We start from the raw sequence: 24533 nt of genomic DNA on the forward strand, positions 1-24533 counted from the left end.
TATATCGTGAAGTAGATTGTCTATTGTAGGTCAATCGTACCGAGAAAACCCTTATCTTCGATGGATTGAAACCTATTCAGGCGAGAATTTTGGTTGCAGTGTAAGCGAAGTGATCAATATCTTTGATGACGTTGCTTTGAAAATAACTGAGGAAATGCGAAATAAAATGGTTGCCTCATCTTACAAAAGCACCGTATTGGGATGGCATTTCTGGAGTGACGCTTATCGTCGAACCATCTTTGGATGGGTTTTTGTCTTCTTCAGTCTATTCAGGGAAATGCCGATGAAGTCGTTCTCTTCGATCCATTCTAAGTGTGTCTTTGTAGATGATTCGAATTTTGGGTCTGTCCTGGATAGTGTGAAATAATGTTAGAAGAGAAGTTACGAGGAAGAGCCGATTAAGTAAGCGGGGGAGTCAGGTTAGGCTTGTCGGTTCCTATTTGTTAAAACGAGACCTTTTAGTTGCACTTTGTTGAGATGTTTTGTGGTTCTCATTTTCTGATCAGTCGAAGTGGAGGAGTTCTCCTTGGTGTTCGATGGTAAGAGCAGGTCCTGTGTTCCGTTCAGCGGTGTATCCGATGACTTTGGCCTGGACACCGAAAGCGGCAGCACATTCGATAACCTGGGAGGATGCTTCGGGAACGCATATCACTTCGAAGCGTTGCCCCATATTGAAAACCCGCGCCATTTCTTGGAGCGTGAGCTTTGATTTTTCTTGAATAAAACGGAAGAGAGGAGGGGGCTCGAAGAGGTTGTTTTTGATAAACCGTGCTCGGTGAGCGAAGCGAACGCATTTGGTGAGGCCTCCCCCCGTATTGTGAAACATTCCCCATATGGAACTTTTCATATTGGCTAGGAGTTGTACGATAATGGGAGCGTAGGTTCGAGTGGGGGACAGGAGGGCTTGGGCTACGGTCCATGGGGTTTCAGGGACGAGATCATCGAGGTCTAGATCTCCTTGATAGGCTAGGTGTTCCACTTGAGGTGCAAATGTTTCTGGATAGTTCGTACGGAACTGGCTCTTAAGGAGTTCATGGCGTGCGGCAGTGAAACCGTTTGTGCCGATGCCGGAATTTTCATCCGTTTCGTAGTGGGCTTTGCCAGAGGAAGCGAGACCAACAATAGCAGCGTTTGGGGGAATGCGAGAGCAGTCGATAAAGTCCTGGCGTCGCATGCGTACAGCGAGGGTCGAATCTACGGTGAGGGTACGTACCAGGTCCCCTACGTCTGCTGTTTCTCCTCCACATGTGTGGATCTCGATATGGTAAGGCTGGAGCCATTTGGCTAAGAATTCATAGGACTGAATGAGGACTTGGAGCACCTCTCCTGGGATAAGAGCAGCGTTCCGTCCAATGGTATTGGAGAGTACAAAAGGGCCTGTGGCCCCTACGCACAAGAGATCGTCTAGGTTCATAACGAGGGAGTCTTGGGCGATTCCTAGAAATACGGAGGGATCTTGATGTCTGGCGAATGCCAGGTAAGCCACGTTGGCTTTGGTCCCTGCACCGTCAGAATGGAGGAGAACACAGTGATCTGGACTGCCCGTCCATATATCCGGGATAGCCTTGCAAAAAGCATTGGGAAAGAGGCCTGGGTCTATATTCTGGAGGGCGGCAAGCACTTCATGCTTATGGGGTGAAACACCTCGGTCTTCGTAGTGTGAAGTCATCGGATATGCTCTAAGAAGGGGGAGTCTTTCTTTTATACAAAGATCAGAGGAAGGAAATAAATTTTAAATAAAAAAAGCTTCCTAACCAGGAAGATCACTCTTTCCTCAATACAGACTAAACAAATAGGTAAGTAAAAGTAAAATAAAATGGGATTTGGTGATCTTATGGATGGGCATAGGGAAAATGGTGGGTTTCGTCTTTTACGTTGTGAGCTCATCGTAGTTGAAGAATAGGTGGCGGGGCAAGCGCGGTGGAATGCGATTTTCTGATGAGAGCTGTGATATCTGACAACAGAGCAGGTAGTCTGAATTCATTGTCGATATTACGCATAATAGTTCATGAGTTACAACAGTTGGCGTAACCGGGTTTGTTGGGGGACATTACAAGCCAAAGTCAAACAATTCAAAAGACAAATACTTAATACTTGAAGAAGAATCAAACCGAAGCGAACCATTCGTAGATATTTTGCTGCTGTGGTGATACACTAGAGAAAGCTTTTGAAGGCGAATGTATGGGTTATCAGAGACTACGTCACACTGTTATGAGAGAGAAAGATCCTATTAACTACCCAGTATATAAAGAGGAATTGGCTTTATTAAAAGAAAAAGGAGTTATTGCTTCTTATTCCTTTTATAACGACCTCCGTGATGAGACGTGGATTATTCTTTATTATTAAGTTTTCGTTATCTTTACTAATCTCTATGCCCTCCTTCTCCTGAAAATGAACTGGAAGAGGAGGAGAGGCAAGAATTAGGTCAGCCTTTGATGGACATCGGATGAAGCGGACCAAGCTGTGATGGCTGCAGTTCAGACTTCTCGGACGGGTACTTCGTGAGCGCGAACGAGCTGGGCACAGGCGTCGAATTCTGGTTTACCTTTAGGAATGCCATGGGGGTCTTCTGCGATTTTCATCGGGATGAGGCCGAGAGGGGTTTGGATTTCGATGTGATGGCAGAGGTGTGCTGTGCGGGTGGCTTCAATCCATCGACAACCGAGGGTGGTGCTTTCTGTCAGGAGGATTAATTCGAGGAGGGGGGCTTGTTGATAGGTGGAGATAACGGAGAGTTAAAAGCACGGTCGCCCTTTTTTCATGACGAGAGGGGTGACCCATGCGTCTAGTGCACCTGCTTGGAGCAGGCTATCGATACAATGTCCTAAGAGCTCTCCAGTGGCGTCGTCGATATTGGCCTCTAACACGATGTGAGAAGGATGCCAGGAGGAGGCAATGTGATCTGGAGTTACCCTATGATCGCCCTCAGCAGGTTGGGCCTTTCTTTTGGGTTTGCTGTGCCTGCGTCCCCTCCTATGTGCTCTGGAATCGGAGTCGGCCAGCAGCTTGAGACTACTCCTAGGTCCTGCGATGATGGCAGCCCCCGTTGGGGTTACGAATTCAAAATCGAGCGGGTCTTCATAGGTGATAAGCCCCTTCAAGCATTCGACTGTTACAGGGGCTGGGAGGGGTAAGACTCCATGTTGTGTGTTGATAAAGCCCCGTCCCATTGGTAGGGGTGATGCGGCAAGTTGATGCAGGTTTAAGTAAGTGAAGGCGGCTGCGCTTTCCACGATGTCTACCAGTGCATCGCCCCCACATACTTCATGGAAGTGGACATTTGAGACGGATACACTGTGGATTTTCGCTGCTGCTTTAGCGAGGCGGGAGAAAATAGAGCGATCCCTCTCTTAAACTTTTCGGTCGAAGGGGGCTTGTTTAAGAAGCGTATCAATGTCTCTATAGGGGCGTTCAGATTGATGGCTGTGGACAGTGACTTGGAAGTTTGCTGCTCGAACGCAGTTCTGAAATGGTTCTCCTACGTGAAGTTTTACTTCTTCCAGTTGGAGAGAAGACACTGCTGCTTGAATAGAATCCAGGGGGAAGCCGAGGTCGAAGAGTGCAGCTAGGATCATATCTCCTGCTAGGCCGGATGGAGCATCGAGAGAGAGGAGTTTTTCTTTTCCAGCGCCTTCAAGGAGGGAGGTGCACTTGGTTCTTGTCTCTGGGAAAGAGTGAGTGTGCTGGTGGTGGTGGGGATGATGATCGGAATAGTGTGAATGACTCATGGTGTTGGATGAGAACGGAGGATTCTTGCAGCAGCGCATGCCGCTCCGAATCCGTTGTCGATGTTGCATACGGTGATGCCAGAAGAGCAGGGTTGAGCATTGCAAAAAGGGCAGCAGCAGGCCCTTGCAAAGAACTCCCGTATCCAATGGAGGTCGGGACCGCGATTGCAGGGATATCCACAAGCCCTCCGACGACACTGGGCAGTGCCCCTTCCATCCAGGCTATCACAATCAAGCCAGTGCACCTTGTCAGCACCTCTTGTTTTGCAAAAAGGCGATGAATCCCTACAATCCCTACGTCTGTTATTCGTTGAAAGGGGATTCCGATTTCCATCCCCCCAGGTGGCTTCAGCCATCCCTTGGCGAAGCTCGCTGTTGGTGATCCACACTTGCAAAGCTGAGTTCGTTGGTAGGCCAGGATCGCAAGGCGACGAGGGCTTCCTGGAGACTGATCTCTCCTGCTTGGATTCGGGGGAGAAGTTGATGGAGAAAATTGCTGTGCATTTTAATTTTGGTAGCTGACTGGAGTTCAGTAAAGCACCCATTTGGGAGTAAGGGCTAACTGGGATGGAAATTACTGTACTCCCCTGGACAATAAAATTTTCTACTGCGGTTGTTGAGCTTTTCTGAGAGCCTTGCTGGAGCAGTGTTATCATTCGGGTCAGGGTGAATGAGCTAGACAGCCTTCTCAAGATGAGGCTCGGCAGAAAGTGCATATGTATTTTTCGGTGCGGCTTTTGTGTAGATGGTGGCTGGGATCCCTTGGCCTTAGACCCGGTGAGACAGGTTGCTCTTGTCTCCTCTCTAATAGGATGGGTTAGATCTCCGTCTATGGGTGTTTAAAAGACGTACCTATTCGTGATGGGACGCATGTTTTGAATGATCTTGAGACGGCGATATCTATCTATAGGTTGCATAAAATGTTTAATGTAGTGTACGAGCAGTTTGGATGAGTTGGAAAAGACCTCTATTCAGAGTGGATCGATGGAGTTTAAAATGGCGATCTGAGAGTCCTTTTTTTCATAGCTTAGTTTAATACTAATTAATCTATGGAGGAATTCTATGAGCTAGAGCAAACGTTCTCAGAGGATAGTAGGATGTCTATTGACCAGCGTGAGTGTGGTGGTGTGTGGGCGTCAGGAGGATATAACCGATTCGATGATTTCGCACGGTACCTTAACGATGAATGCTGGGAATTCTGCTCAGAAGCGTGTCGGCGGCGAGAGCAGCAAGCGCTACAAAAGGTTGTCGATGAGTTTATTTTCGATGAGTTCAGTAAAAAATCTGAGATCGTGGCTTATCTCTGGAGAGCGCTCTGTAGAGACAATCTAACGATCGAGAAAAAAAAGAAACCTTTGAAACGATGGATCATCTGTCAGGAAGGGAAGATGTTCATAGAGAAAAAGGTGAAAGTAGAAGCATAAAAAGAAAATGATAAAAATAGAAACAGAAACAGGCTGTCTTCTAGATGTAGATGAGAGAATGCGAATGCTTTTAATAAAGGATGAGACCCTCTTATCTCTGTAGCAGGTCGAGCGTGCATAAATCTCATAAAGAGCATTTTCAACAGCCCTCTAAGTGTTGTGTTTCTCTCTCTATTAAGAAAGAGCCAACGAAGAAAGGTCAATTTAACGCGTTGCTTGAATTAAGAAGGATACGGCATGAGTTTCTTTGTCAAAAGCAAATTATCGTTCGTATCAAGAATAGAAGGGAAAAAATCACTTTCCTTCCGCGTGACTACTCTAAAACGAACGAAAAGATCGATCCATCCTATGATGAAAACATAGGGGAAGAATAATTAAGGATAAGAAGAAAATAAATGCATGCCCTTATACAGAAAAATTAGAAGGAGATATGCACAAATTAGAAGAAGAATTGAAAAGATGGTCAGAAGAGACCCACTCCATACAGAAGACACTTGAGCAAACAATCAAGCAGACACGTGAGTATCTGTCCGTACGTATAAAGTGACGATTTAGTATCCAGAGCTCTATGAAAAATTTCATATTTCTTCATTTTTACGGATATTGTTGCAGCATCGTTCTCATGCAATCCAACTCGGGCAAAGGATATTTATAAAAAAGCGGCCGGCTCTATGCCTAATTCTACCCGTGAGCTTGGCAGTGATCTCGAATGGGAAAAATTTGGTGTACATTAGACAGGATAAGCCTTTTTTTATTCAATTAACTTTTCCTCATCAGCTCTAATCTAAGAAGCTTTCTTCAGACGATATGCAAGGCCTTGTACAAGATATGTATTTAGTGTAGAGGATGGGACCTCAGAAAAGGCCCCCCTCTCATTTCCAATCCATAGAAACAGCGTTAAAACAATATGATTGGTGTTATCTGTCCATGCGCCTTGTTTTTTTAAGTAGGCACTTAAGAAGCATGATGGACACTGTGAAGTATTTTCCCAATCTGGTTTGTAAAGGAATATTACTCTCTAGGGTAGAGAAAATGTTATTGATCGTCTTCTCGGAAGAGCTAGTCTACACGATAAGGATGGGTTTTTTCTTTTTTGAATGGGTGGGTTTGATCCTACCACTGTGGCTCTTTCGTTTAATTTTTGTGATAATTCAGGAAATGGAGTCAGGGGAGCTCCAGTCGAAAGGATGCCAAAAGGGAAAGAGCTGACTGAACAAGATCTAATCAATTCTTTAGTCACAGTAGCATTCGTGGAATGAATGAAATCAGGACAACAAATGGAATGGGGGGTGAAAGAATTCCTTAAGTATCCTGTTGGGGGGGGGTGAGTCTTCGAGTGATAATGATATTGGGGAAGGATTCGAAGCCAATGAAGTGGCGAATCAAGTTACATCTCTAAGCAGGGAGTACATAAGCTCTCTTGTGAAGACGGGCTCAAAAGAGTATCAAGATTTGAGAAAAATGGTTATAGAGAGGCTGATAGGGAAGTCAGAGAGAAATAGGGAATTCATTAAACCTTATTTTTAATCCTATTTCTATCACAGCCAAAAAGTAGGGAGAGGAGGATTCTCTCCCTGCTTTTTTAGTTGGCAGGGCCCTTCGCTTTTCGGTTGTACCTATGTGCCATGCGATCGATTCGCTACATCCGTCTATTCTATTGCATCTTCATGGAGGGGCATTGAGATATAGGGAGACTCCTTCCTCTACGGTTCCTCTTCAGTGCCTCCTTTTCTGTACACAAGAGCCTATTCTTCTCTGTGGTCTGACTCTGACTAGTCGAAGAGTCGGAGTTCTCCTCGGTGATTGGATGGTGAGGGTAGGTCCAGAGATGAAGCAAGCTCGGTGAGCGAAGCGAGTGTATTTTGTGAATCCTCCCTCTGTATTGTGAAACGTTCCCCACAGGGAATTCTGTTTTGAAAGGATCGCGGTTCCGGAGATGTCAAGCTTACATCCCACTCTAAGTATATGGTACAATAAAAAAATGCGTGTTGTTTCGGGGATTCAATCTTCAGGGAAGCTCCATCTTGGCAATTATTTTGGAGCACTCCGTCAATTTCTTAAGCTTCAGAATGAGGCAGAATGTTTCTTTTTTATCGCTAATTTGCATTCTCTCACGACGATCCGACAGGGAACGCGGTTACGGGAGGCGACAACCGATCTCGTCCTGGATTATTTGGCTTTGGGATTAGATCCTGACCGGGTCATTCTGTTTCGGCAGTCGGATGTCCCTTTCCATACCGAGCTCGCTTGGTACCTAGCTGCGTTGACGCCGATGGGACTTCTCGAACGCGCCCACTCCTATAAGGATAAAATAAGAAAGGGGCTCGCCGCGGATGTAGGGCTCTTCACTTATCCTGTTCTGATGGCTGCAGACATTTTACTCTACCGGGCTGATCAGGTCCCTGTTGGAAAGGATCAGCAGCAGCACCTTGAAATTACTCGAGACTTAGCTATTAAATTCAACAGAACATACATCGCTGGATATGACCCTGCTGATCCGGAAGGGGTCAAGTCCAAGAATCCCTGTGGAATTCTTAAGCTTCCTCGCGCTTTGGTTATGAAGGATGTTGATGTGGTGCCAGGGATTGACGGAGAGAAAATGAGCAAAAGCTATGGGAATGTGATCGAAGTGTTTGCAGAAGAGACTGTGGTCAAAAAGCAAATCATGTCGATCAAAACTGACTCTACCCCTGTAGAAACACCAAAAGATCCTAATGCTTCTTCTCTTTTTGTTTTGCTTCAGCTGTTTGCTTCACTGCAAGAGGGAGTTGAATTGCAGGCGTCCTTTCGACAAGGGGGGAAGGGATATGGCTATTATAAAAATCGGCTGCTCGAGCTTTTTCATGAAACTTTTAGAGAGGCTCGCCGACGCCGTCCGAAGCTGGCGAGTGAAAAAGGGTATGTCGAGGATGTTCTTAAGCGAGGAGCGGAGCGCGCGTGCGATGATGCATTGGCTTTGATGAAGGAGGTACGCCATGTGGTAGGGACTCGATAGGGACGAGGTATTTTGGTGAGGGGAGGGTCTTTAATTAATTGTGGTTCTGTTAAGCGAAAGCTTCTTTGGTGTGAGGGGTGCCTGCATGTATGACGTTCGTGCTTTCAATGAATTGGTGATGAAGGAGAGTGCTTTTGTGGATCGGTTGGTGGGGGAAGTCGGCAAGGTGATCGTCGGTCAGACCTACATGGTGGAGCGAATTTTGATCGGTCTTTTGGTGGGAGGTCATGTTCTGTTGGAAGGGGTCCCTGGGCTTGCTAAAACCATGACGGTGCGTACGCTTTGCGATGCCATTTCTGCGAGATTTTCGAGAATTCAGTTTACACCCGATCTTCTTCCGTCGGATGTGATTGGAACGGTTATCTATAATCCACAGCGTGGAGAATTTACTTCTAAGCTCGGTCCGATTTTCGCGAATCTTGTCCTCGCAGATGAAGTCAACCGGGCCCCTGCGAAAGTGCAGAGCGCTCTGCTTGAAGCGATGCAGGAGCGGCAAGTGACGGTAGGGGATAAGGCCTATTCATTACCAGAGCCTTTTGTGGTGATGGCAACTCAGAATCCGATTGAGCAAGAGGGGACGTATCCTCTTCCAGAAGCGCAAATTGATCGATTTTTGCTGATGATCAAGGTCGGGTATCCGTCTCGTGAAGATGAGCGGCGCATCATGGACCGGATGACTACGTTCGAACCACAGAAAGTTGAACCTATGATTACCCCGCACGAATTGATGGAAGCGCGTCAGGTGATCGGTCAAATTTACATGGACGATAAAGTCAAAGATTATATTGTCGATATTGTTTTTGCTTCTCGGGAGCCCGAAAAATATGGGCTCAAAGACATGACCCACCTGATTGAATTTGGAGCCTCTCCTCGCGCTTCGATCGCTCTCAATCTTGCAGCGCGTGCACATGCCTTCCTTCGAAGGCGAGGGTATGTGACCCCTGAAGATATCAAAGCAGTTGGCCCTGATGTATTACGGCACCGTATTGTGACAACCTATGAGGCGGATGCTGAGGAGGTCAATTCAGACCAGATTGTTCGTCGTCTCTTTGAAATGGTGGAAGTCCCCTAATCGCTTTCTGTTTTTTATGATCCTCAAGGAACTTCTCTCGACACTGCGTACGATTCGAATTCACACAGCGCGATTGGCTAATGAGAATTTGTGTGGGCAGTACGTTTCTAGCTTCAAGGGGCAAGGCCTTGCCTTTCGAGAAGTTCGGCCTTACCAAATGGGAGATGACGTACGCGCCATCGATTGGAATGTCTCTGCGCGGATGAATGAACCCTTTGTCAAGGTCTTCACAGAAGAACGGGAGATGACTGTCATGTTGGTGGTCGATCTGTCCGCGAGTGAGCAATTTGGAACGTATCGGGTTTCGAAGCTCCGTCTTGCATCTGAAGTTTCAGCGCTGATTGCATTTAGTGCCATCTGGAATAATGACAGGATCGGCCTTATCTTAGGGGCTCAGCGCGTTCATCAGATGATCGCTCCGAAAAAGGGAGACAAACATGTCATGCGGCTCATTCGGGAGATCTTGGGGTTTGAGCCACCTTCTCCTCTTCCGCAAGAAAAAAGCGAATCGGCTGGGAGTGGATTGAGGCTAGGGTTTGGAACGGATCTAAAGGCCTCTCTTGAGGCTCTGGTGCGTGTCTCTCATCGTCGTAGCGTAGCCTTTCTCATTAGCGATTTTTTTGCTCAGGACTATGAGAAAGCACTTGCGCTTGCTGCCGCAAATCACGATATCATTCCTGTAGTTCTTACGGATAAGCGGGAGCGTGAGCTCCCCCCCATCGGATTGATAACCCTTGAGGATTTGGAAAGTGGAACGAGGAGGGTGGTGGACAGCTCAGACACGGGGATGAGACAGGCGTATCAGAAGGAGCTAGAATCGTTTCAGGCAGGTCGTCGGCGTTTGTTCAAAAAGCTGGGACTTGATTTTGTGGAAATCGATACGGCGGGTTCCTTTGTGAGACCACTTCGCGATCTTTTTGCACGGCGTGCAGGGAGAGTACGGCGATGAATTCTGTATTAAAAAAAGCTTTTTGGTTGACCAGCTGCTCGTTTGGTGTCAGCATCCTATCCCCTCATGAAGTGAAGGGAGAAGCGGCGGCCGAGGTAGAAACACTGTGTGTGGAACAGATTCCTACGGGAATGCAGCGCCCAACAGTCGAAAGTCATTTCCCTGAGCGTGGGATCAATGGCTATCGGGCTGTATTGCAAGTGGATGTGGAGCATGGCAAGGGGGAATCGATTTTCCCCTCTGGATTTCAGGTTGAGAACAGTGGGAAAGAAGTGGAAGCCTTGAAAAAGGCTGGTTTCTTCTTCCCTGTGCAGACAGGCAAAGAGAACTTAATCCAAAAAAAGACGATCGAGCAAAAAGAGAATGAACGGGTTCATACGCAATTGGAGATCCCGTTCCTTGTACTTGCTCCTAAATCTGGTCGCAACACGCTTGTTCTCCCTTCGTTACCGATCGCAATTGCGCGTGCCAATGGGGAGTTGGCTACTCTGTGTACCCACTCCCATTCTTTTGTGGTGGAGGATTCAATCGATTCTACTCCTGAAGCGAAGCCACAGGCCAATGTCCCCCCCCGTCAGCAGCGTGAGGAGTGGATTGCTCTTAAGCAGGCGGTGATTTGTATTAGCGCGGGTGTCGTGTTAGGTATATTGGTGGCGTATGGAATTCGTCTCTGGAGAAGGAGACCTGTACCACTTCCACCGCCGTCTCCGCCATGGGAAGAAGCGCTTGAAACATTGGGGCAGATTCGCACAGCAGGTCTGTTAGAAGCGAATCGTTTAAGTGAGTATTTTGACAGGATCCACGATACGATCCGCTTGTATTTAGGTGCTCGCTATGGGTTTGATGGACTGGAGTCTACGACGGATGAGATCGCGGTTGTTTTGCGTTCGATCGTCGCTTCTGAAAGCAAGGTGTTTCCTCAGGTAATTTCCTTTTTACAAGAATGCGATCTGGTGAAATTTGCAAACCTTACCCCTCCACTGGATGCGTGCAACCGTGCGCTTGCAATGGGGGAGTGGATCGTTCAGGCAACTCGCCCGTCCTCTTCTAACATCCCACCACTTCCGTCTGCGCATGAGGAAGAACGATGAGAACAAACGCTTGGCGGCTTGTGTGGAATATACTTGCTCTATTGGGAATATTGATTCTAACACTTCTGTATCCGGCTATCGATTACTACCGAGTGTCCATGCACATTCATTGGGAGAATCGTTGGGCGCTTTTTCTCCTGATAGCAGTCCCCTGGATTTTGATGCGGGTGACGGTGGGGATGGATAAACGCGTTCCTACTTTTCGATTCCCTGCACTTGCATTGGTTGCTCGTGTGTCCCCTGGATGGCGGGCTAATTTGCGTGATCTTCCAGGGATTTTGAGGACGGGAGCGCTCTTTCTCGCAGTTATCGCTCTGGCTCGTCCACAGGATATCGCACGTGGAGAGCATGCGGATGAGCAAGGGATCGATATGGTGGTCCTGCTTGATCTTTCTGGGTCGATGCGAGCAGTGATGGATGGAGAGGGGGGGAATTGGAATGTGGGAGTGAATCCAGGACAGAGAGTGACACGACTCGATACAGCGAAGGAAGTGATCAATGATTTCATCCGGCGTCGGCGGAGCGATCGGATCGGAGTAGTTGTATTTGGTCGAAGCGCTTATGTACTGTCCCCTCCTACGTTGGATTATCAGCTCCTGACAACCTTGGTGCAACGGATGGAGCTCGAGATGATCGATGGCAATGGGACAGCGATTGGAGATGCAATCGGGGTGGGGGTTGCTCGTTTGCGCCGCGGAAACGCCCGGTCAAAAGTGCTCATTGTACTAACAGATGGGGATTCCAATGCGGGGATGATCTCACCGGAATATGCTTCGCAGCTAGCCCAAATACAAGGAGTGAAAATCTATACCATCCAAATTGGGACCGGGGATGAAGTCGAAGTCCAGAACGGGGTAGACTTGTTTGGACAGCCCCACTATGTCCGGGCCCATTTCCCGGTCAATCCTGCTCTTTTGAATAGTATCGCTAGCCAAACCGGTGGGGAATCCTTTATCGCTGCAGATCGACAAGGACTTGAAAACAGCATGCATGCTATCCTAGATCGTCTTGAAAAGACTCGTTTCAGTTCTCAAACCGCTACTGTCAAGGACCTCTTTATGATCTTTCTGGCGCCTGCAGGGTTCATGATAATGGCAGAAGTGATTTTACGTCTTACTCTTGTTCGTCGATTTCCATGAGATTCGCATATCATTTTTGGGATTCTTCACATTTTCTGGTAGGAGGCGTTATTGCCTTCGGTCTCCTACTGATAGTGGCTTTACTCGTCAGAGATCGAGTGGTTCGAAGGTGTGCGTTTCATCAAGTGGGGGATGAGTCGCTTGTCCGTACTTTAATTTGGGGGGGTGTCACTACGCGTAGATGGATCAAAGGAACCCTTTTCCTATTGGCTATGGTCTGTATGGGATTAGCTTTCGCTCGCCCTCAATCGAGCCGGGGGACGCGATTGATCCCAGCGACGAATCTGGATGTGGTGCTTGCTCTGGATTATTCGAAGAGTATGTACGCTCGAGATATCATTCCGAGTCGAATCGATCGTGCAAAGGTGGAAGTAGCTCGCTTGGTACGGCAGTTGGCAGGGGCTCGATTTGCGGCTGTGGCTTTTGCAGGTGAGCCGATGAGCTTTCCTCTAACCAGCGATGGGGCAGCGATTGTGCAGTTCTTGCGGCAACTAGAGCCTAATGACATGCCTGTGGGAGGGACGGCTACTGCGCGTGCCCTTAGGCGTGCAGGCGAGCTTTTTAGTCGCGATCCCCAAGCAAAAGATCATGTGCGTGTGATCGTCTTGATCACAGATGGCGAGGATTTGGAAGGGGACCCAGTCATTACGGCTACTGCGCTTGCAAAAGAAGGGATTCGGGTGGATGTGGTGCAGATCGGTGGCAAAGTACCTGAAGCGATTCCTGAGGTGAATGAAGAGGGAAAGATCATCGGATTTCGCCGGGATGAACAGGGGAAACTCCTCACGACGGAACTCTCTGCAGAAGGGGAAGTGCGGCTTTCCAAAATTGCTTCTTTGACGGGAGGGACGCTCGTTCGCTCGGAACAGGGGGGAACGGGAATTGAACAGATCACAGAGACGTTATCCCGCATGATGCGCGAGGAGTTATCCGAACGGGTCGAGTATGTCTTTTCAGAGGAATATGCTTGGCCACTTGGTTTGGCGATCGTTTTTTTGACTGTGGAAGCCTGGATCGGTGAGGCCCCTCTCCGTAAGCAGAGGAAGCGCTCTTTGCGTTCGATTTTGTTTTCCAGTCTATGGCTTTCTCTCCTTACAGGGATTGGATGCAACAAGTGGAATCCTGCTCATCCCTTTGAGCACAATGCTCCTTTAGTCAGTAAAGCAGTCGATGCTCTGGATGGGGGAGATGCCTCTGCAGCGGCTCTTTCGCTTGAACAGTATCTAGGGGCTGGAGGCTGTGCGGAAGGGAACATTGGGATTACCCCATCTATGGAGAAACGTCCCGCAGCTGTATACGATCTGGCACTTGCCTATTTTTTGCAAGCGGAAGGAGAAGGGCCTCCTTTTGGTGAAGAGGAGGATGGGACCCAATCAGCAAAGGATTCTGTCGCGCAAAAAAGGATAGAAAAGACGCAATGTGCACTTCAGTTGATTGAGAAAGTGCTCTTGGAGAAGGGAGTTGAGCCATCGTCGGATTGGTGGCTGCTTGGCCAGTATCTAAAGGGAAATCTTCATTTTCTGAGAGGTCGCTATCAAAAAGCAGTCGAGGCATATGAAGCTATTCTCAAGCGCACTCCGGCGCAAGAGCAAGGTGTAGAGGGGGGAGGGGGACCCGAATCCCTTGAAATCGCACGACGTGCGGCTTGGAACCGAGCGATCGCAATTCGAAGGGTTGAGCAAGCTCCCCCTTCGCCTCCTCCTGATGGAGACTTGGATGGTGGTTCTTCTTCTGACAGAGATTCAGGAGAAGGGGGAAGTGGACAGGGACAGGCAAAGAATCAGCAAGACCAACAAGAGTCTCCTTCTGATGCTGGTGCTTCTTCTGAGCCTTCCGAGGGAGGAGGGAGTGTACAAGGCGCTTTTCCAGACGTCTCATCCCCTTCTGGTTCACCTTCATCTGATCAAGGGGACAGAATTCTCGAACAATTCGAACATGCTCCTACCGTGCAGCAGGAAGTTGCAAAAAAACGAGCGAAGGCCCGTCAGCTGCGGGGAGGGATCGATAAGTGAGCGATCGATTTTGCTTGCGGACTTAATGCCATGACGATCTTGTCCTGGATTCAGTTGAGAGTGGAATCGATCTTGAAGATCTCGGTTTGTCCCGCATGGTGGATCTGTTCAGCTCATGGAGCGAAAAGATACTCATCTTTTCGAGCTCTCTCCTGGTTTCTCGCTTTGAACGTGGTCCTTTTCCATGAGTCTTTTGCTTGGACTCAGCAGGTAGGCTCTGAGGTAGAGCTCCTTCTGCATGCCGAAAGTGAAGTCGTTGGAGTGGATGACTCGTTTGAGCTGGTTTTATCGGCTTCTTCTTCTGCAGGATCGATTACCAACCCAACCTTCAATCCAGGTTCCTATTTTCACCTGCTCGGGACACGTACTTCCCCTACACAATCGATTTCTATTATGAACGGCAATCTGCAGCGGAGCCATGGCTTGACAGTTGTGTTCTCATTGAGTCCAAAAAAAATAGGTGAGTACGTCCTTGGACCTGCTGCCGTAGTGATGGGTGGAAAGCGATGGGAGTCCAATCAAGTCCGCATCCGGGTTGTTGCTTCTGCTCAACCTCCCCGTGCCAGATCGGGGAGAGGCTTCCCATTCCCTTCTCTTTTCTCCTTTGGCCCGTGGAAAGGACTTTTTGGTGATCTGGGTGCAGACGAAGAGACAGAACCCTTGCCTTTTCAATCTCTCCCTATACTGGCGGATGAGCATCTTACACTGTCTGCTCCTAGAGGGGAGATCGCTTTCTTGCATGGTGTCTTGGATAAATCCTCCGCTGTAGTAGGGGAACAAGTCACGCTTTCTCTTTACCTGTATATCGAAGGTCATAGAGGTTCTCTGGATATTACGGATGTCCACGAATCCGATGCCAGCGACTTTCTCAAGCATTCTCTTCTTTCAGAGGACAGTGCTTCGAAGCCCATCGGATACGTCAACATAGAAGGGAAGATATGGTCTGTCAGCTGTATCCGTAAGCTGGCTCTATTCCCTTTAAAGACTGGTGAACTCGAGATTAAACCCATGTCGATCTCCCTAGGCCGACGATCGATTGCAGCGAATGTCCGTCAAAGTGAGTTTTTCCACATTCCCATTGGAGAGCCCCCTATGCTGGGTCGACCCGCGGGCTATCGGGTGGGGGACGTCGGTGACTTTCAGCTCTCCGTGCAAGTTTCTCCTCCTGAAGTGGAAGAAGGGGGAGGTGTATCGGTTCAGTTAGAGCTTTCAGGGACTGGTAATATCCCTTCGATGCTCTCTCTTCCCGTTCAGCCTAGGGTGGAGTGGCTTGACCCGATTGTTCACGAGAAGTTGGCTGTCGATCAGGCAGGGAAGTGGGGAGGGGCTCGCAGTTTTCAGTATATCGCTCGCGTTCGCGCTCCAGGGGATCTTTCCTTGGGTGAGATCAGCCTCCCCTACTGGAATCCAGAAACTAAAGCCTATGGAATTGCTCGTGCTGCGCTCGGCAAGGTATATGTCAAAGGTAGTCTAAAGAAAAAGGCGGCTTCCTCTTCTGATCAAGAGAATTATTTGATGCAGTTACCTGTTGTGTGGAAAGAGCTCGTAGGTGTTCAGGGAAAGGGTCTCTTGATAGCGGACTCCCCCTTGTGGGGTGTTGGTCTGGTGGCTCCTCCTCTTACCTATCTTCTTGTGGAAGGGGTCTGGTTGTGTGTTTGCCGTTACAGAAAGCGCCAGTTGGCTTATGCTTCTTCTTCTCTTGCAGAGCTCGATCGACAGCGGGCCAAAGTGGAATCACTGCTCAAAGCGGGAGATGCTGTTCAAGCGGATGCTGCAATGGGGCGTGCTCTTGAAATGGCACTTTGCCACTATCTGGACTGCAACCTCCGCCTTCTTCCATGGACTGCGATGGGATCTGCCTTTGAAAAGAACCAACTCCCCCTGGCAATGGTCCAAGATTGTCAGAATATTCTACAGGCTTCAGAAGTGGCTCGATTTGGGCATCCGGTGGTTTCTCTCCCTGAAGTTGAAAAGAGATGGAAACGGACTCAAGAGGTGATCGATTCCATGAAGAGGCGTGCTGCATGAAGTTCTTGAAGATACCGATGCGCGCCATATACTGTTTCATGATGTTGGGAGACAAGGGAGCTTTTTCTGCAGAGAAGATGCCTTCTGATCTGTTCCGTGACGGAGTGAGCGCGCTCGAACAAGAACGACCAGTCGAAGCAATCGCTGCACTGGAGGCGCTTGCGGATCGTGGTGTCCAGGACGGAGCGATCAGCTATGATCGGGGTCTTGCGTACGCTCTTCGGGTTCGTCTAGGGGCTGGTCAGCCGGGGGATTTGGGACAAGCTGTTCACGCCTTTGAAGAAGCTCGCATTCTGAGCCCTGATCGACACCTCCAGGTGGAAGCAGCAAAAGCTGCTCGTACAGTGAGGTTGGAAATTGCGCGGTTGCAGAGGCAGGAGGGAAATCAGGTATGGCTAGAAGATAGTACGCCTTGGGATCAGGCCGTTCTATCCCTTTTGCCAGAGAACGTATGGGCCATTGGAAGCTTAGTGGCTTCGCTGTTATGTTCGCTTGCGTTTGCAGTTTGGAAGCACAGTCCTGCTTTTGCAATACGGAAAAGTGGAGGGATTGTCCTATGGCTGACTAGCCCCTTGGTTGTCGTTTTGGGAATGGGTAGCTGGAAAGCTCGGAGCCATCGCCTCACACGAGAGGAGGGGGTTATCATTGCTCCTATTGTTCGGTTAGCGGATGAGAAGGGGGTTCCGAGCGCAGTAGCATCGCATCTGTGCGAGGGGATTCGGGTTCAAGTTAAAGCGAGACATGGGATGTGGCTGCATATCACAGGTGGCTTTAGGGAAGGATGGGTTCCATCCGGAACCGTTCGGATGCTTCCAAAATAGCTCAACTTTCCCATAGGCCTTTTTCTGTGTATAGGGATAAAAAAGTTATTTTTTTCTTTTGCTTTCTGCTAAGCAGACTCGTCAGATACTCTTCATTTGGGCTAGGAAACAGATTTTTAAAATGTAATACACAATTAAATGAATTTGATTCGGAAGGAAATGCATTAAGATAGGTTGTAGATTGGAGTGACCAAGGGATGTGCTGCTTTCGCTTGACTTAGTTTAACACATCTAATTGCATGATGGAGGGGGCTTATGGGTTATGAAAGAAGTTCTCAAATCATAGTAGGGTTTCTTATTCGTTGGCGTGATGTTGTGTGAGAACCATGGGGATATGACTGCTCCAATGATTGCACAGAAAACCTTGGCGGTGAATGCTGGAGGTAGTTCTGAGAAGCAAGTGATTCAAAAGGCTGTTGACGAGTTGATTCTACGAAAGCTGGGGAGATAAATCTGAGGTGGCTGCTTATCTCCAAAGAACGCTTCGAGGGGACTGGCTAGGGCCGCACGAACAATAAAATATTTCTGAGGTGATGGCTTCGGTCCGCGAGAGTAGACTAGAGCCTCAAGAGAAATTTAATTGGGAGAAAATCAACAGAATAGAAATAAGCCGTTTGCTTTATGAGAAAGCGCAAGTGCTTTTAATAGAGGACGAGGCTTTGTTTTCTGAAGAATCGGTTAAATGGTTTACAAATCTCGTGAATCGTATTTTAGAGCAGCGTCATACTCATGAGATACTGTCTGGTAATCCATTCTAAGGAAGACGATATTTCCAAGTTGCTTGAATTGAAAAAGATCCACCATCAACTTCTTATTCAAAGTCGGCATATCGCTTATATGAAAGATAGGGGAGAATTGTCGCTGCTCTGTTCACGTAAGTATCATTACACAAGCGCATGCACCAATTTTTGACTGAACAAATGGGAACAAGCGGTTGATAATACGCTAGAAGATGCTTATGCGAAACAATTAAGGGAAGATATTCATCAATTGTTAGAAAGAAACGGGGAATACAGGAACCCGGATCAGAAGTCTTGAATCATCAGGCAGAAGGGTGGGCTTCTTATGTTATCTCTGTAGCACTCTAAGAAGATAAGAAAGGACTTAAAGAAGTTGCTCTGCGTGAGTCAGAGCCAAATGAGCAGAAAGGAGAGAAAAGTTCAGCGATTCTTGAGATTTTAGCCTGACAGCTGAAAGAGCTCACTTTCAGTCCTGAAGAGGAGTGGAAGAGAGGACATACGGCAAGATTGATTCTCCGTACGTTTGATGTGATGAATTGATGCTTTCAAGCACATTCTGAAGAATTGTGTGTTTCTTCGAATTTAGTGAATATTGTTGCTGAGTTAATCTCTCGCAATCTGACTCGACTCGAGGAAAACATATTCGTCGAGTAGAGGAAGATTTTACTTCCGATCAATGTCAGTCGCTTGTGGTTACATTGAATGGGAAGAGTCTATGTTTGTTTATCCAGTTAAGTCTTCTTTGTCTGCTTAAATCTGAGAAACTTTCTCCAGATGATATGCAAGGTCTTAAGCGTTTACAAAAGAAGTGTCTCTTGGAAGGGAAAAGATCTCGGAAAGATTTACTCTCTGATTTTGAGTTGATGACAGGGGAACCTGCTTGGATCACTTTAGCGTTTATCCAACGCTCTGAGTATTCAGGGGGCATCCGAATCATTCGTTTTCAGATCAAGCCTCAAAATTCATCAACGAGTGAGCGAGATATAATAATCTTTTTTGGAAAAATGGACGGTAACATCAGAAAAGGTAGTGCTAAAGCTGGGGGGAGTTCTTAAATCCCCTGCTCGAGAGTTTGTTTCTTTGGAAGAATTAAAAAAGAGTCCGAAGCTGCTGGAGCGGCGCATCAGATTCAATTAAGAGGATGTACGGGTTTTCTTAGAGGGGCTACTTCACCGGGTACCAAACATTGAGGCTGCAAGTCTGTGAGGCGGCTGTTAAAGAAGTCCAAAAGAGGTGGGGGGATAATTAAACGCAACCTTTCGTTATGTATCCTTTGGATCTTCTACATGCTGTGGTAGCCAGTCGGCCTCACCATTTACATCCACTAAAAATCAGTCTGCTGAAGTTGTGAAGTAGAGTATCACTTGATTCGTCTTGTATTTACTCATTCGCATGTCGTTGATCTAGCCAAGGAGCATCCAGAAGGCTGTACCAGGAAGCGTGTCCTCTCACATACAAGCTTTGGATTTGGATGGGATGATCGTCTATGCGCCCTCTCTTTATTTTTCTTATACTAAAGTTGGTGCATATAGGGTGTACTGATCCCACCGCGAATCTTCAGGTTAAATGTGGACTCGCTTGAGTACCACAGGTTAGTTTTTAGGTAGGAAAAAGATTTTTATGGAGGCATAATTTTTATGGAGAGCAGATATGATGACATATTTAGTAACTGGGGGGGCAGGATTTATTGGCTCTTCGATTGCCCAAGCGCTGTTACAAGCGGGGGAGCGGGTTCGGATAATCGATGATTTTTCGACGGGTCGTTGGGAGAATATCGATTCTCTTCCGGGGCGAGTGGAATTAATAGAAGGGAGTATTCTTGACCCTGCACTTGTGGATCAGGCTATGAGTGGGGTTGAAGTTGTGTTCCATCAAGCAGCGGTTCCATCGGTTGCTTTTTCTGTCAACCATCCTGTTCAGTCTTTGCGTGTTGGAGTTGAAGGGACGGTTGTTCTTCTTGAATCTGCTCGCTGCAAGGGGGTTCGACGTTTTATTTTCGCTGGGAGCTCATCTGTTTATGGCAATACGCCTGTGCTTCCGAAATTGGAAACGATGTCCCCTTTGCCGCTTTCTCCCTATGCCGTTTCGAAGTTGACGTGTGAGCATCTGCTTATGGTATTTTCAGGTCTTTATGGTCTTGAGACTGTTACTTTGCGGTATTTCAATGTGTTTGGTCCACGGCAGAATCCTGCTGGCGAATATGCAGCTGTGATTGCGAGGTTTATTACGGCCATTCTTGAAGGGAAGCGGCCTATTATTTATGGGGATGGAGAACAGACACGAGATTTTTGTTTTATTGAGAATGTGGTTGATGCGAACCTGCTTGCTGCCTCGACTTCTCGGAAGCTCAGTGGGGAAGTGGTTAATATTGCATGTGGTCAGCGAGTTTCGTTGAATGACCTTGTGGTAATGCTTCAGGAGGAGGCGACTGCCTGTGGTTGGTTATCTTGTTTACTATCTCCTGAATATCAGCCCCCTCGCGCCGGTGATGTCCGTGATTCTCTGGCTGATTTGAGAACAGCCCGGGAGCTGATCGGATATACCCCTCGCGTATATCTGAGGGAAGGTTTGCGCATGAATCTTGAGGCATTTCATGCGCTTCGAGAGAATGCATCTGCACCCACTCGATGAGTTCATGTCGTCTCTTTTTTCCTGTTCTTCTTCAGAGACGTTAGGACAACTACTATCTAAACAGTTTAGACTTAACAGTTTTCATCAATGGCAGCGAGAAGCCATTGAGGCTCTTTTGGGGGAGCCTGGTCGTGTCCTTCTGGTGGCTCCTACGGGAGGGGGGAAATCGCTCACGTATCAACTTCCTGCGGCACTTTTGCCTGGAGTGACTCTTGTGATCTCTCCGCTGGTGGCCTTGATGGAAGATCAAGTGCATGCGCTTTTGTCCAAAGGGATCAAGGCGACTTTTCTAGCGTCTACGCTCGATGCAGAAGTGCGTCATCGTCGCGAGTTACGTCTTGAACGTGGGGATTATAAGCTGGTGTATATTGCCCCTGAGCGACTCGCTTCAGAGTGCTTCATGGCTCGCTTGTTACGGACGAAGATCTCGCTTGTAGCAATTGATGAGGCGCATTGCATTGCTCAATGGGGTCACGATTTTCGCCCGGATTATCTCCGTTTAGGGGATTTGATGACTCGCCTCAAACCCTCCAGGGTGATTGCTTGTACAGCGACAGCAACGCCTCAAGTCCGGGCTGAGATCTGTCAGCATCTTGGATTTCAGGAAGGAGGTTTTCGTGAAATTCTTCGAGGATTTGCTCGTCCTAACCTCCATCTGTCTGCGCATTATGTAGAAGGGGTCAAAAAAGCCTGTAGGGTGATGGAAGAGATGCTGGAGGGAGTTCTTGGCTCGAGTGCTACACCGAGAGGGGGGGCGATTGTCTACACGGCGACCCGTAAGCTGGCTGAAGATGCATGCCACTATTTGCGTGTGCAGGGGTGGCAGGCTAGTTTCTACCATGCTGGGCTTGAGCCTGAAGCACGCGCTTCAGTTTCTTACGCTTTTGCAAGGCGCTCGGTCGATTTAGTGGTGGCTACCAATGCATTTGGGATGGGGATCGATCGCTCTGATGTTCGGGTTGTAGTTCACTTGCAGCCCCCGTCCTCGATCGAAGCGTACTACCAGGAGGTGGGTCGGGCAGGACGGGACGGTCAAGAAGCCTATGGGCTTCTCCTCTGTTCTGGAATCGATATTGCTCTGCGCCGCAAATTGGTGAAGAGCAATGGGGCTGGGGAGCCCCTTGATACTAATGCGGAGCTCAGGGCGTGGGATCAATTTCGAGGGCTTTTGCGCTATCTGGATGCGCGCTCCTGTCGTCATGACTTTATTCTCCGCTATTTTGGGGATGAGCAAGAGCTTCTCGGTGGGTGTGGGCATTGTGATATCTGTGAAGCTGTAGGTTCGCATCCAGCTCGTTCTCTGGACCAAGAGCGGGATCTGCAAAAGACCACCTTGATTGTACGTAAAGGGCTCTCCGCTGTTGCGCGGGCGAATGGTCGAGGGGGGCTTCACGCTGTTGCAGAAATGTTGAAAGGCCTAGAATCGCCTAAGATTCGGCGCTTCGGTTTTACACGTTTAAGTACATTTGGCCTCCTTTCCGAATATCCATTGCCTTGGATTTTTGCTCTTCTTCGGGCGTTTATCGCTGCAGGATGGATTGACCTCACCACCAGTGAATATCCCGTTCCCCTCGTCACAAAAAGCGGCTGGGATGTTCTCCGGGGATCTGCTCCTGTTCGATTGCTTCTCCCGCCGTTCTCTTCTCCTTCTTTTCTGCAATACAAAGCTGGTCCTACGCTCAAAGAAAAAGGCATTCGGAGGTCTTCATCCCATGTGTCTATGCGTCAGAGAGGGGGCGGTGCTCTTACCAGAGACCCTTTATGGATCGCTCTGTCCGCGTACCGCGCACAGGTGGCTAAGAGTAGAGGGCTCCCTCCTTTTACGATTGCCCACAATAAAACTCTGATGGAGCTGGTGATCAAACAGCCAGAGACAGAGGCAGCGCTTCGGGACATCTACGGATTTGGCCCAACTCGGATCGCGCAATATGGAGCTGGATTTCTTAAAGTAATTGAGGAAAACAAAAAAAAACGATAGGATGTGGCTGGAAATCCAAAGAGTAGAGAGTAGAGTAGAAAGGATAACCATGGTTCTTACCCCCTCTTCGATGCTTCCACTTGGCACACAAGCACCTTTTTTTTCACTTCTCGAGGTTGTGAGTGGCCGCACTGTCTCGCTTCATGATTTTGCGTCTGCTAAGGGGCTATTGGTCATGTTTATTTGTCGCCACTGCCCTTATGTGAAACATATTCAGGATGAGCTTGCTTGTTTGGGACGGGATTATCAGCACAGCAGTTGCAGCATTGTGGCGATCAGTTCCAACGATGCGTCGATATATCCGGAAGACAGCCCTTCTAGCCTTAAGGAAATGGCTGAAGAGCTTCAATTTGTTTTCCCCCTTTGTTATGATGAAACTCAGGAAGTAGCCAAAGCCTATCAAGCTGCGTGCACGCCTGATTTTTTCCTCTTTGATGACCAGCGCAAGCTTGTCTACAGAGGCCAACTGGACGATAGCCGACCAAACAGCAGTCAACTTCCTACAGGAAAAGACCTGCGAGCAGCAATCGAAGCAATGCTAGCGGGGAGATCCGTACCCGAACTCCAAAAGCCGAGCATTGGATGCAATATCAAGTGGAAGTCGAAATAGCGCCCAATTTAGACCTAAGTGAAAGGGTGAAATACTAAGCACCTTCACTAGGGAATGCTCCTAATCCAAATGATTCAACAGGAAAAACGTCTGATCTTGATCAGTAAGCTACGCTTCCCTCACGAAACCTTCAACAAGCGATGATTAAGCCCGATGCGACCCCCTTTACACAGATGGAAAATAAACGATGAAAAATAAACAAAGTGCCTCATTGAAAAAGTTTTTAAACAAAAGCATAACATAAAAAAATGGAAGCGGGGATTGCAGGAGCAGGAATTGTAGGACGTTTGTTGGCTTTCTCTCTCCTTCACGCAGGCTGGAAGGTATCTCTGTTCGATCAAGATACAAAGGAAGGTCGAAAGAGCTGTAGTGGTGTGGCTGCGGGGCTCCTCACCCCCTTTTCAGAGTTAGATAAATCGCCTACTTCCGTTGCCAAACTGGGGTGGGTTGCCATTCAACAAGATTGGCCTGAAATTCTGTCCCTCTTGTCCTGTCCTGTTTTGTTACGAAAAGGGGGGAGCCTTGTTGTAGCACATCCCAGGGATCAGGTTGAATTTCCTCTATTTCTGCGGAGGCTTGCTTCTCGCTGGAGCCCTGAGTGTTATCAGCAACTCGACAAGGAGGCATTACATCAGCTCGAACCTGCCTTGTCTCGATTCCAAGGAGCGTGTTACTTTCCTGAGGAAGCATCCATCGATACGCAAGCTGTTTTTCAGAGATTAGGCCATTACCTAACGGAGCACGGTGTAGAATGGCATTCGAACACTCCAGTACAGTCAGTAGATTCAGGTCAAATTGTGCTTAACGAGGGCCTTTTTGAGTGCGATATGGCCTTTGATTGCAGAGGACTGGGAGGACGTGCTTCCTTCGAACAATTGAGAGGTGTGCGGGGAGAGCTTGCCATTGTATCCGCTCCTGATGTTTCTCTTCAGCATATTTTACGCCTATTGCATCCACGAATCAGCCTATACATTGTACCTTGCCCTCCCTTTCGGTATATCATTGGGGCGAGCGAAATTGAGTCGGAGGATTTCAGTGAAATATCCATTCGCACGCTTCTAGAATTGTTGACGGCTGCCTATTCAGTCCACCCCGGTTTCGGAGAAGCGCGTATTCTCGCTACGAGGACACAATGCCGCCCTACCTTACCTCACTCTATCCCTCAAATTAAATGGAAACAAAATTTTCTTGCTATCAATGGTCTCTACCGTTATGGTTACTTACTGTCTCCAACTTTAGTAAAAGATGTTATGCAGTTCCTAAAAGATGGGATGGGTGCTGTGCAATATCCAGAATACTGGAAGGAGCAGTAGGA

The 24533-nt window shown here is 48.1% G+C and carries 17 protein-coding genes and 2 pseudogenes; 16 read left to right on the forward strand and 3 right to left on the reverse strand.

The features are described from left to right. The first annotated feature begins 16 nt into the window (after positions 1–16). Positions 17–367 carry a thiaminase II/PqqC family protein gene (locus BCY86_RS10700; protein ID WP_075276372.1) on the forward strand — a complete coding sequence of 117 codons (351 nt, stop codon included), beginning with the start codon at positions 17–19 and terminating at the stop codon, positions 365–367. A gap of 135 nt (positions 368–502) precedes the next feature. On the opposite strand, the gene BCY86_RS02905 is transcribed toward BCY86_RS10700, so the two are convergent. The 3 genes and pseudogenes from BCY86_RS02905 to BCY86_RS10040 form a co-directional block, all read right to left on the reverse strand. Further along, complete coding sequence (locus tag BCY86_RS02905; RefSeq protein ID WP_075276373.1) at positions 503–1669, reverse strand: AIR synthase-related protein; 1167 nt, start codon at positions 1667–1669, stop codon at positions 503–505. A gap of 808 nt (positions 1670–2477) precedes the next feature. After that, positions 2478–3797: pseudogene (gene larC, locus BCY86_RS10300) on the reverse strand (nickel pincer cofactor biosynthesis protein LarC). Further along, positions 3725–4041: pseudogene (locus BCY86_RS10040) on the reverse strand (AIR carboxylase family protein); the annotation flags it as partial. The pseudogenes larC and BCY86_RS10040, both read right to left, overlap by 73 nt. Before the next feature lie 784 nt (positions 4042–4825). Between BCY86_RS10040 and BCY86_RS02930 the strand changes: the two are divergent. The 15 genes from BCY86_RS02930 to BCY86_RS03015 all read left to right on the forward strand — a co-directional run bounded on the left by BCY86_RS02930 (position 4826) and on the right by BCY86_RS03015 (position 24531). Further along, complete coding sequence (locus tag BCY86_RS02930; protein ID WP_156865020.1) at positions 4826–5152, forward strand: hypothetical protein; 327 nt, start codon at positions 4826–4828, stop codon at positions 5150–5152. Positions 5153–5265: 113 nt separating this feature from the next. Next, on the forward strand, positions 5266–5526 hold the full coding sequence (locus BCY86_RS02935) for a hypothetical protein (protein WP_075276378.1): 261 nt from the start codon (positions 5266–5268) through the stop codon (positions 5524–5526). A 1244-nt stretch (positions 5527–6770) separates the two neighbouring features. Further along, positions 6771–6998, forward strand: coding sequence for a hypothetical protein (locus tag BCY86_RS09625; RefSeq protein ID WP_156865021.1), 228 nt, complete (start codon positions 6771–6773; stop codon positions 6996–6998). A gap of 135 nt (positions 6999–7133) precedes the next feature. Next, on the forward strand, positions 7134–8147 hold the full coding sequence (trpS, locus tag BCY86_RS02950) for a tryptophan--tRNA ligase (protein ID WP_075276381.1): 1014 nt from the start codon (positions 7134–7136) through the stop codon (positions 8145–8147). Positions 8148–8232: 85 nt separating this feature from the next. Beyond that, positions 8233–9219 carry an AAA family ATPase gene (locus tag BCY86_RS02955; RefSeq protein WP_075276382.1) on the forward strand — a complete coding sequence of 329 codons (987 nt, stop codon included), beginning with the start codon at positions 8233–8235 and terminating at the stop codon, positions 9217–9219. After that, positions 9197–10168: a DUF58 domain-containing protein gene (locus BCY86_RS02960; RefSeq protein ID WP_245776256.1), complete on the forward strand. Its 972-nt coding sequence runs from the start codon at positions 9197–9199 to the stop codon at positions 10166–10168. Before BCY86_RS02955 ends, BCY86_RS02960 begins: the two co-directional genes overlap by 23 nt. After that, positions 10165–11259, forward strand: coding sequence for a hypothetical protein (locus BCY86_RS02965; RefSeq protein ID WP_075276383.1), 1095 nt, complete (start codon positions 10165–10167; stop codon positions 11257–11259). Before BCY86_RS02960 ends, BCY86_RS02965 begins: the two co-directional genes overlap by 4 nt. Further along, a complete protein-coding gene (locus BCY86_RS02970) occupies positions 11256–12398 on the forward strand; it encodes a vWA domain-containing protein (RefSeq protein ID WP_075276384.1) in 1143 nt (380 codons plus the stop codon). Before BCY86_RS02965 ends, BCY86_RS02970 begins: the two co-directional genes overlap by 4 nt. A 74-nt stretch (positions 12399–12472) precedes the next feature. Beyond that, positions 12473–14410: a VWA domain-containing protein gene (locus tag BCY86_RS02975; RefSeq protein ID WP_245776257.1), complete on the forward strand. Its 1938-nt coding sequence runs from the start codon at positions 12473–12475 to the stop codon at positions 14408–14410. A gap of 171 nt (positions 14411–14581) precedes the next feature. Then, positions 14582–16438 carry a BatD family protein gene (locus tag BCY86_RS02980; RefSeq protein WP_172824785.1) on the forward strand — a complete coding sequence of 619 codons (1857 nt, stop codon included), beginning with the start codon at positions 14582–14584 and terminating at the stop codon, positions 16436–16438. After that, the gene (locus BCY86_RS02985; RefSeq protein WP_075276387.1) at positions 16435–17259 is read left to right on the forward strand and encodes a hypothetical protein; all 825 of its coding nucleotides are present in this window, start codon (positions 16435–16437) and stop codon (positions 17257–17259) included. The genes BCY86_RS02980 and BCY86_RS02985 overlap by 4 nt, the downstream gene beginning before the upstream one ends. 2390 nt (positions 17260–19649) lie before the next feature. After that, positions 19650–20630: an SDR family oxidoreductase gene (locus BCY86_RS03000; protein WP_075276390.1), complete on the forward strand. Its 981-nt coding sequence runs from the start codon at positions 19650–19652 to the stop codon at positions 20628–20630. Next, positions 20593–22608 (forward strand): RecQ family ATP-dependent DNA helicase, encoded by a 2016-nt coding sequence (locus tag BCY86_RS03005; protein ID WP_083604148.1) that lies wholly within the window; start codon positions 20593–20595, stop codon positions 22606–22608. The genes BCY86_RS03000 and BCY86_RS03005 overlap by 38 nt, the downstream gene beginning before the upstream one ends. Before the next feature lie 49 nt (positions 22609–22657). Then, positions 22658–23218: a thioredoxin family protein gene (locus BCY86_RS03010; RefSeq protein ID WP_075277547.1), complete on the forward strand. Its 561-nt coding sequence runs from the start codon at positions 22658–22660 to the stop codon at positions 23216–23218. Between the two features lie 248 nt (positions 23219–23466). After that, the gene (locus tag BCY86_RS03015) at positions 23467–24531 is read left to right on the forward strand and encodes an FAD-dependent oxidoreductase (RefSeq protein WP_075276392.1); all 1065 of its coding nucleotides are present in this window, start codon (positions 23467–23469) and stop codon (positions 24529–24531) included. Positions 24532–24533: the final 2 nt, after the last annotated feature.

The organism is Pajaroellobacter abortibovis, from assembly GCF_001931505.1.
Lineage (GTDB): Bacteria > Myxococcota_A > Polyangia > Polyangiales > Polyangiaceae > Pajaroellobacter > Pajaroellobacter abortibovis.